General features: G+C 47.7%; 6 protein-coding genes. 3 read left to right on the forward strand and 3 right to left on the reverse strand.

Features of this window, described 5'->3' with window-relative positions:
* The first annotated feature begins 301 nt into the window (after nt 1–301).
* The gene (locus RMO52_RS06075; protein ID WP_310411894.1) at nt 302–1,468 is read left to right on the forward strand and encodes a pyridoxal phosphate-dependent aminotransferase; all 1,167 of its coding nucleotides are present in this window, start codon (nt 302–304) and stop codon (nt 1,466–1,468) included.
* Nucleotides 1,469–1,840: 372 nt separating this feature from the next.
* A complete protein-coding gene (locus RMO52_RS06080; RefSeq protein WP_310411898.1) occupies nt 1,841–3,043 on the forward strand; it encodes a glycosyltransferase family 4 protein in 1,203 nt (400 codons plus the stop codon).
* A gap of 20 nt (nt 3,044–3,063) precedes the next feature.
* On the opposite strand, the gene RMO52_RS06085 is transcribed toward RMO52_RS06080, so the two are convergent.
* Together RMO52_RS06085 and leuS are read right to left on the reverse strand one after the other, a co-directional pair.
* The gene (locus RMO52_RS06085) at nt 3,064–4,791 is read right to left on the reverse strand and encodes an alpha/beta hydrolase (RefSeq protein ID WP_310411901.1); all 1,728 of its coding nucleotides are present in this window, start codon (nt 4,789–4,791) and stop codon (nt 3,064–3,066) included.
* A 139-nt stretch (nt 4,792–4,930) separates the two neighbouring features.
* Nucleotides 4,931–7,507: a leucine--tRNA ligase gene (leuS, locus tag RMO52_RS06090; RefSeq protein ID WP_310411903.1), complete on the reverse strand. Its 2,577-nt coding sequence runs from the start codon at nt 7,505–7,507 to the stop codon at nt 4,931–4,933.
* Nucleotides 7,508–7,919: 412 nt separating this feature from the next.
* Here leuS and RMO52_RS06095 point away from each other — a divergent pair, with 412 nt between their 5' ends.
* Nucleotides 7,920–8,705, forward strand: a complete 786-nt coding sequence (locus tag RMO52_RS06095) for a hypothetical protein (RefSeq protein WP_309739642.1) — start codon at nt 7,920–7,922, stop codon at nt 8,703–8,705.
* A gap of 113 nt (nt 8,706–8,818) precedes the next feature.
* Here RMO52_RS06095 and dusA read toward each other — a convergent pair whose 3' ends face one another.
* Nucleotides 8,819–9,709, reverse strand: a complete 891-nt coding sequence (gene dusA / locus RMO52_RS06100) for a tRNA dihydrouridine(20/20a) synthase DusA (protein WP_310411906.1) — start codon at nt 9,707–9,709, stop codon at nt 8,819–8,821.
* Nucleotides 9,710–9,711 lie beyond the last annotated feature (2 nt).

Consider the following 9,711-nt stretch of genomic DNA (forward strand, 5'->3'; position numbering starts at 1 on the left):
GGTGTAGTTCCCAAAAATTGGGTGTAGAAGTCTACTACCACATCGAAATTCACACTCGCGATCGTGACTAGAGCACCTGTTACCATAGCTATCATCATGAAAACTTTATTTTTATCGCGATCGATCCGTAGCACCGATCCCCAAATTCCTCATCTTTTATCCCTAATTTAGATGTTGACCGATTGGCAAATGGGTTTATAATTGCTTACGCTTGGGAACTATAATTATATACACAAAGACAGCTCGCAGACATACAGTGTAACAACATTGGGCGGGATGACTGGGGAGCATTTGTAAAGCTATGGAATTGGCAAGGCGCATTACTGAGATCGAACCATCTGTTACTCTAGCCATTTCCGCGCTGGCGAAGGCAATGCAACAGGATGGCAAGGACATCTGTAGTTTCAGTGCGGGAGAACCTGACTTTGACACTCCAGAGCATATCAAGGCGGCGGCAAAACAAGCGCTGGATTTGGGGAAAACTAGGTATGGTGCCGCTGCTGGCGAGCCGCACCTCCGCCAAGCGATCGCCACCAAGCTCCAGCGCGATAATGGTCTTAACTATAATGCTGCCAATATTCTCGTTACCAATGGTGGCAAGCATTCGCTCTACAATCTGATGGTAACTCTGATAAATCCAGGCGATGAGGTAATCATTCCCGCACCGTTTTGGTTGAGTTACCCTGAAATGGTGAAATTAGTCGATGGGATTCCCGTCATCGTGCCGACAGACAGTAGTACTGGTTATAAAATCACCCCCGCAGCTTTAGACGCGGCAATTACGCCCAAAACCAAGTTATTTATCCTCAATTCTCCTTCCAACCCTTCTGGGGTAGTCTATACCCGTGCTGAGTTACAGGCATTGGCAAAAGTGGTAGTCGATCGCGATATCTTGGTGGTATCGGATGAGATCTACGAAAAAATTGTCTACGATGGCGTCGAGCAAGTTAGTATCGGTGCCTTGGGTGAGGACATTTTCCAACGCACGATTATTAGTAGTGGCTTTGCCAAAGCTTACGCAATGACTGGCTGGCGAATCGGTTATCTAGCTGCGCCACTGGCGCTGATTCAAGCCGCTAGCACGCTCCAAGGGCACAGTACGTCCAATGTCTGTACTTTTGCTCAATACGGTGCGATCGCGGCTCTAGAAGGCTCTCAGGACTGTGTGGAGACGATGCGCCAAGCATTTGTGGTGAGAAGACAGGCAATTGTCGAGCGGCTGGAGGCAATTCCGGGACTAAGTTGTGCCAAGCCGGATGGCGCTTTTTATATCTTTGTAAATATCGCCAGTACCCAGCTCAACTCGCTGGAATTTTGTCAGCAATTACTCGAACAGCAACAAGTCGCTACCATTCCCGGACTGCCATTTGGCGCGGACGATCACATTCGGATTTCGTATGCGACCGATCTCACCACGATCGAGAAAGGCATGGATCGATTGACTAAGTTTATGCGATCGCGGCTGTAGATTTTACTGCTCGATCGGGAATTAGGATTAGATCGTGTGCAAATCGCTGGCACCCGTTGGGAAGATTCAGTGCGACCGCGATCGCCGCCCGGTGCTAGAGTATAAAATGTAATATTTCGACTACTTATCTGCCGAACGAGTAATAACTGCCAGATCGCTCGATAGCCAGATATAATGTTAGGAATACTAGCTTTTACCACGCAGAATCGACATCGGAAGCTATCTTTTGGTAGATATTCAGTTCTAATTACCGACAGCATCTCGATCCGATGCTAAAAATAGTCGAAGAAACCACTACACCTTACCAGAGCAAGGCTGTCTTTTACCGATCGACTACCACTTAGGGAGAGAATAGTAGCGCACCTAGCAGCGATGAAAATTTTAGTTCTAATTTGGGAATTTCCGCCGCGCCTCGTGGGAGGTATCGCTCGTCATGGTGCCGAGTTGTATCCCGAGCTGGTTAAATTGGGTCATGAGATTCATCTGATTACGGTGGAGTTCTCTCAAGCACCAGCTAAAGAAATCATCGAGGGTATTTACGTTCATCGCGTCCCTGTTGCTGGATTCAGTCAAGACATCTTCAACTGGATTGGCAACATGAATCACAGCATGAAGAAATACGGCGCAAAGTTATTAGAACTCCATTCTGATTTCGATCTAATTCACGCTCATGATTGGATGGTAGCAGATACCGCGATCGCTCTGAGCGAGAAATTTAATCTGCCGATCGTCGCCACGATTCATGCAACGGAATTCGGCAGACATAATGGCATTCACAACCCTAGCAGCGAGTACGTTCACTCTCAAGAAACCCGCCTAGTCGAGACAGCCGCACAAACGATCGTCTGTAGTCAGTATATGCAGCAAGAAGTTGGGCAAATTCTCCGCTGTCCGTGGGAAAGAATCAGCATTATTTATAATGGCATCCGTCCTGAAAAAAAACAGCGCCCTAAAGATTTTGATTTTTGGGACTTTCGGCGGCGGTTTGCTGCTGATTACGAACAAATCGTCTATTATGTAGGGCGGATGACTTATGAAAAAGGCATCTTTGTTCTCCTCAATGCCGCGCCTAGAGTCTTATGGGAACTCGGCGGTAATGCCAAATTTATTTTCATCGGTGGTGGGAATACTGATGGTTTAAAACAACAAGCTTGGGACCTGGGGATTTGGGAGAAATGTTTTTTTACAGGCTTTATGTCTGATGAAGATCTAGATAGATTTCAAACTGTCGCCGACTGTGCGGTGTTCCCTAGTTTATACGAACCTTTTGGGATTGTCGCTCTAGAAAGTTTTGCAGCGCGGGTACCAGTGGTAGTATCTGATGCTGGGGGGTTAGCGGAAGTCGTCAGACATACCAAGACGGGAATCGTTACCTGGAAGTGGGATTGTAATTCGCTAGCATGGGGGATCTTGGAAGTACTCAAAAATCCAGGTTATGCTAAGTGGTTGACGGATAATGCCTACGATGAACTGGGCAAACGTTTTAATTGGGCAAAGATCGCCATTCAAACGCAAACCGTTTATCACAATGCACTAGTTAAGACTAAGCAATCTGTGTTGGGGAGAGGTAATTAATAATTAATAATTATTAATTATTAATTATTAATTATCGAAGGAGCGAGTTCGGGTGCCCGCGAAGTATCTTGTTGCAGCATCAGCACGAGTGATTCAGCCGCAGATGCACCGACGATATTTAGTCGGAGTGATGCTCGATTTGTGTTGGTGTCTACGAGCGATTTGCTGGCTACTGACACGCCATTCGGTGCTAGCGATCTGCCATAAGCGGCACTCAAATAAGGTTTAAATTCACTCCGGTTGGCTAAATGAGTTTGAAAAAAAGCCGAGCTGAGCGCTCTAGTAAACATCCGCGCTCGTTCTGGTTCGGGGCCGATAAAACTATCGGAAACTGGGAACACGCTATCACTTTTAGCCACACTTAAAGTAGAAAAGTGTGTACCTTTATCCAAAATTGCGAGATACTTATCAGGCGATCGCAACCAGGTAAATGGATAGATTTGCTCTGGTATAGCTGGCGTAATAATATCATCGCTACCACCCATCATCAAGACAGGGACGCGAATCTGGCTCATCCCCCGTTGCCCAAAAATCGTACTGTTGAGGGGACTAATCGCAAAAATCGCTTTGACACGCGGATCTTGGAACGCATAACGTTTAGGTGGTAGCTCTTTAGCGCGACATTGGAGTAAGACGGAGAGATTGAGAGAGCGATTGGGATTGCACAGAAGCTGGACTCGATCGAAATCGATTTGGGCACCAGCTAATGCTAACACCGTGTAACCGCCGAGGGAATGTCCCACTAGTCCTGTCTGTTGGACATCGATTTGGCGCAGGCTCGGATCTATTTGAGCGCGACGTTGCAGCTCATCGAGGAAAAAAGTCACATCGCGCGGACGTTGGAGCAATTCGGTGGCTTGTGGCGCTGGAGCCAAGCCAGAAAAATACTTCCGAAACCGAGTGGCATCGCCACCGACATGCTCGACAGTCGCAACGGCAAAGCCATAGGAGGCGAGATGCTCGGCTAAATAAGCATAGGTAGTCCGATCTTCAGCAACGCCGTGAGAAATAACGATAATCGGCAGCGGACGAGCCGAAGCTGTTTGCGGCACATACAGATCGCCCGGTACCATCCGTTGACGCGAACGATCCCGCCATGCAAATGAGCGTTTTTGCCAGCGAAATGTCCCTGCACTGCGGAGATCGAGTCGATTGGCGAAGTTGGTATTATTTGTTTGGGCTTCCTCATCAGCAAGGCGATCGAGCGTACTAACCGTAGTATCGCGCAGCTTGAATAATTCGGTCAGGTTGTCATAGATGGTGAATACTTCCGCCAAATTCAGCTTGACTTGGCGACTGGGAAACCGCCGGATAACGTTGAGTACTGTCAACCCTTGTCTCTTATCGCCTGCTGACTGGATCAGTGCAATTCGCAGCGACTTTGACCCATTTTGCCGCGAGTCTGTCTGAATCGACTCCCCAACGCGCTCTAATAACGGTTTAACCAGTGGTGAATTGACAACTTGCGCCAAATATTGCGGACTCACATCAAATCGCTGCTGCAAGGATTGTCGGAATTGTTGCAGTTGTGCGGGTGGAGTTTGCTGGGCTAAGTTAGCATACTCGGCAGGAATTTTGCCATCTTTAGCAAAAGCTTCGAGATCGCGCACCGAAACCGAAAAGTCCTTAAATGGGGGAAAATAGCCAGTCACTCGATCGGCAGCACGCCCCGGTGTAGGGATAGCTAGAGTAACGAAGGCAGCAATAGCAAAGGCTTTGAGCCACCGAACTTGCTTAGAAGGCGACATAAAATTGGCGGAGGATGGATTTAACTCGATTGCTGCTGTAGCAACAAAACGCGATCGGTGTCGATTTGTGGCTCTATGCTCAATTTACACAGATTCGATCGGTCATTACCTCTGCCGATTTACAGATAGTTTATATTTACTAACCAATAATAAAGTTAACTAACTTTCCAGGTACCACAATTACTTTCTTAATCTCCTTCCCTTCCGTGAACTTCTTGGTTATTGCCGACTCGCGCGCATAAGCTTCTAGAGTCGCTGAATCCTTGGTTGCTGGGACTTGAATCGTCCCGCGAGTTTTACCCATGATTTGAATTACTAAAGTGATTTCATCAGCAACCAAAGCAGCCGGATCGAAATTACGCCAGGGTTGCGTGTGAATCGAACCGGAATGCCCAGTTAATTGCCACAGTTCCTCTGTCATGTGCGGTGCAAATGGCGCAGCTAAAATCATTAGAGTTTCAATCCCTTCGGCATATACAGGCGAATCTTTGCAATCTGCATCGGTGAGGGCGTTGCTCAGTTTCATCAATTCCGATACCGCAGTATTAAACTGATAATCTCCATCCAAATCTTCAGTAATTGCTTGAATGGCATGATGAACGAATCGACGTAAATCTTTTTCAGATTTCGACAATTCGCCACTGGCAACTGTAGTTCCCGGTTTAGCTGCCAACACCAATCGCCACAACCGATTTAGAAAGCGAAACTGTCCTTCAACATCCGCATCATCCCATTCGAGATCTTTTTCTGGTGGGGCTTTAAATAAGATGAACATCCGCGCGGTGTCTACACCATATTTCCCAATCACTTCTTCGGGAGCGATGCCATTATATTTCGACTTAGACATCTTATCAAAGGTTACTTCCAGCGCAATCCCACTTACTGGATCTGTCGGATGAGCGCGATCTAATACTGTCGCTGGATCGATATATTTACCTGTTTGGGGATTCTTATAAGTAGTAGACTGCACCATCCCTTGAGTGAGTAACTGTTTAAATGGCTCGTCAAAGTTTAGTAGTTTGGTTTTACCACGATCGCCAGCTCCAAAATCTCGAATTATTTTTGTGAAGAAGCGGGCATATAATAAGTGCAATACTGCATGTTCGATGCCACCAACATATTGGTCTACAGGCATCCAATCATTGGTAATATTCGAGTCGAAGATTTGCTGTTCGTTAGTGGCATCTGGATAACGCAAGAAATACCAAGAAGAATCCACAAACGTATCCATCGTATCGGTTTCCCGTTTCGCTGGAGTACCACAAGTCGGACATGGCACATTTACCCATGAATCTAATTGTGCCAAGGGATTGCCACCTTTGCCAGTGAATTCGACATCTTCAGGTAATTTAACTGGTAAATCTGCCTCTGGAACTGGCACTGCACCGCATTTTGGGCAATGTACGATCGGAATCGGTACACCCCAATAACGTTGGCGCGAAATCAACCAATCCCGCAACTTATATTGAATTTTGCCGTTGCCATAACCCTGCTGCTCGGCATAGTCGATTATCGACTTCTTCGCATTCACCGAATCCAAACCGTCGAATTGACGGGAATTAACGATCGTGCCTGCTTCCGTATATGCAGCCACCAGTGGTGTGTCAGTATTCTGGCTCGGTGCAGCAATTACTTGAGTAATCGGTAACTGATACTGCTTGGCAAATTTGAAATCGCGAAGATCGTGTGCGGGAACGCCCATAACAGCACCCGTCCCATACTCATACAAGACATAATCCGCAATCCAAATCGGCACCTCCGTCCCCGTAAACGGATTAATCGCCATCGCTCCGGTAAATACGCCCCGCTTGGGTTTATCTTCTGCCGTCCGATCGATCTCGCTTTGATTCTTAATTTCCGCAACGAAGGCATCTACAGCCGCTTTTTGGTCTGAAGTAGTCACCTGCGCCGTCAGTGGATGTTCGGGAGCCAGTACGACATAGCTCACACCATAAACAGTATCGGGACGAGTCGTAAATACCGCAATTCTCTCACTCGCGCCGACAATGGGAAATTCTAGATTCGCCCCGATCGATTTGCCGATCCAATTTGCCTGCATCGTGCGGACTTTTTCCGGCCATCCTGACAACTGGTCGAGATCGGTCAATAATTGCTCGGCATAGTCGGTGATTTTAAAGTACCACTGCTTGAGTGCCTTTTTCTCCACGATCGCACCAGAACGCCAGGAACGCCCCTCACCATCGACTTGCTCGTTTGCCAACACGGTTTGGTCGATCGGATCCCAATTTACCATTCCGTCTTTTTGGTACGCTAAGCCACCTTCGTAGAACTTCAAGAAAATCCACTGCGTCCACCGATAATATTCGGGCGAACAGGTGGCAACTTCGCGTTCCCAATCGATCGATAATCCCAATTTCTGCAACTGTCCCCGCATGTGGGCAATATTTTGATACGTCCACGTCGCGGGATGAATTCCCCGTTCGATAGCGGCATTTTCCGCTGGCAAGCCAAAGGCATCCCAACCCATCGGATGCAGCACCCGATGCCCCTGCATCCGCTTCTGTCTGGCTACTACGTCAGTAATTACATAGTTACGGACGTGTCCCATGTGCAGATTCCCCGACGGATAGGGAAACATCGACAGGGCGTAGAATTTTGGCTTATTGCTGGTAGTATCGGTTTTATATAAATTTGCATCCGTCCAAGCCTGTTGCCATTTGGACTCGATCTCGGTGGGGCTATAGTTATGTTCCATTGCAGCGATCGGTTAAATTATTAAATAAATATATGAAGTATCCATATTCTGGCGATCTCTATTCTAGAGCAACCGCCAAGGTTATTATTGCATGAGGGGTAATGGGTAAAAGGTAAAAGGTAAGAGGTAAGAGGTAATGGGTAATGAGTTGTGGACGCTTGCTTCTTTCTATGTCACTATTCACACTGTGCCTACGGCAGGCTACGCCAACGGCTGTCGTATCGCCAAAGGCGAGGCTGTGCCTACGGCAGGCTACACCAACGCCAACAGTGCAAGCTATTCACTATTCACTATCCCCTATCCCCTATCCCCTATCCCCTATCCCCTATCCCCTCAGAGATCTATACTGAATAAATTGCTGATGAGATGCACTCGATCGGGAAGATTAACCAGTATTAAAAGTCAAGACAAGATGCAAACTCCTCATTCCGATCCAGTAGCTAAATCGCGTCCACCCGCGATCGAGATGTCAGCAGCAGGTAAAGCTAAATGGAAAGCCATGCTTACCGCTCGCAAAATTAGTACTACTAAGAAGTTGATATCCAGAGTCCCCGAAATTACTGGCGAATCGCTCGCTCGCCGAGTGCTAAATGCCCAAAGTTTAGATCGTCAGACATGGCAAGCGATCTTCTACGCTTTGAAACTCGATCGAGCGGATTTTTTTACGGATGTCCAATGGTTTGCGCTCGATGCAAACAGCCAATGGGAGATGTTGTGGGAGTTGGCACGAGATAGCGACAGGTTTGGACTAGTACTCGCCGAATCTGTTACCACTCCTGAAGATCGCGAGGTAGATCGAGCTAAATTCATTCAGACGATCGCAGTTCGCACCGCAGTATTTATTGAAATTCCCGCCGGATCGAACGGTTATCTGATTTTAGTCGAACGCGATGCTCAAAACAATATCGTATTACTGTCGCCATCGCCACTGATGGCTAGTCCGCTGCTGACGGGTGCCATCCAAAGATTGCCCCAACCACCATCACCATTCCCCCACTTTCAACCACTCAGTGTCGGTACCAATCAATTATGGGCGGGGGTATTCGATCGATCTCCAGATTGGCGCTGGTTGGCAGATGCCAAAACAAAGCCGTTGAGGTTGCAGTTGGCGCAGCTTACGGATCTGTATGTACATGCCCGCAAGCAGTCTAGCAGCATCCCACTAATGCGATCGACTTATGTGACGATCGCTACTTAAATTCAAGTCGCTCATGCTAATAATTTGTGTGTGGTAACTGCAATCCCTGATTTTAGTCCTGTGGGTAGAATCAAAAATACTTACAAATTACTGACAGTAGCGGCGCTGACTCTCTAAACTTGCATCTCTCCTAGTGCCCGCTCCACCACCGCTACCCCCGCTCCAGGTAGAACCGATTGCTCGGTAATTAGCCGTTTCCAAATTCGGCTTCCTGGTTGCCCATGAAATAGCTGCAACATGTGGCGGGTGATGCTGTTGAGCTTACAACTTTTACTCATCCAAGAGTCGATATAGGGCAGCATCGCCGCCACGATTTGATGGCGGCTGGGCGGTGGAGTCGCTTCACCATAGATTTCTCGATCTGCAAGAGCGAGGAGATAGGGATTATCGTAAATCGCTCTGCCAATCATCACCGCATCGACGAGTTGAAGCTGAGTTTGGACTTGTGCCAAACTGGTAAACCCGCCATTAATCTCGATCGAGAGGTGGGGAAAATCCCGTTTGAGCCGATGGACATCCTCATACCGGAGGGGGGGGACTTCGCGGTTTTCCTTGGGACTTAAGCCCTGTAACCAGGCTTTGCGGGCATGTATCGAGAACCGAGTGCAACCTGTTTGGGAAACGATCGAGACAAATTTTACCAGATCTTCATAGCTATCGACTTCATCGACGCCGATCCGATGTTTGATCGTCACGGGTATTTTGGTCGCAGTTATCATCGCCGCAATACACTCAGCTACATTTTCTGGTTGGAGCATAAAGCACGCCCCAAAGTTACCACTTTGGACGCGACTGCTCGGACAACCAACATTAAGATTTACTTCTTCATAGCCGAAATCTTCTGCAATTTGGGCGCATTTAGCCAAGTCTAGTGGATTATCACCACCGATTTGTAGTGCCAAGGGATGTTCGGTGCCATCGAATCCGAGTAGCTTTTGTTTATCGCCATGCAAAATTGCCATACTCGTCACCATCTCCGTATAGAGCAAGGTCCGGCGGCTAATTT

Origin of the sequence: Chamaesiphon sp. OTE_8_metabat_110, assembly GCF_031382685.1 — a bacterium.
In the GTDB taxonomy this organism is placed as follows: Bacteria; Cyanobacteriota; Cyanobacteriia; order Cyanobacteriales; family Chamaesiphonaceae; genus Chamaesiphon.

Coding starts and splice junctions, on each gene's coding strand:
- RMO52_RS06075 (WP_310411894.1), top strand. CDS start 302: ATGGAATTGGCAAGGCGCATTACTGAGATCGAACCATCTGTTACTCTA.
- RMO52_RS06080 (WP_310411898.1), top strand. CDS start 1,841: ATGAAAATTTTAGTTCTAATTTGGGAATTTCCGCCGCGCCTCGTGGGA.
- RMO52_RS06085 (WP_310411901.1), bottom strand. CDS start 4,791: ATGTCGCCTTCTAAGCAAGTTCGGTGGCTCAAAGCCTTTGCTATTGCT.
- leuS (WP_310411903.1), bottom strand. CDS start 7,507: ATGGAACATAACTATAGCCCCACCGAGATCGAGTCCAAATGGCAACAG.
- RMO52_RS06095 (WP_309739642.1), top strand. CDS start 7,920: ATGCAAACTCCTCATTCCGATCCAGTAGCTAAATCGCGTCCACCCGCG.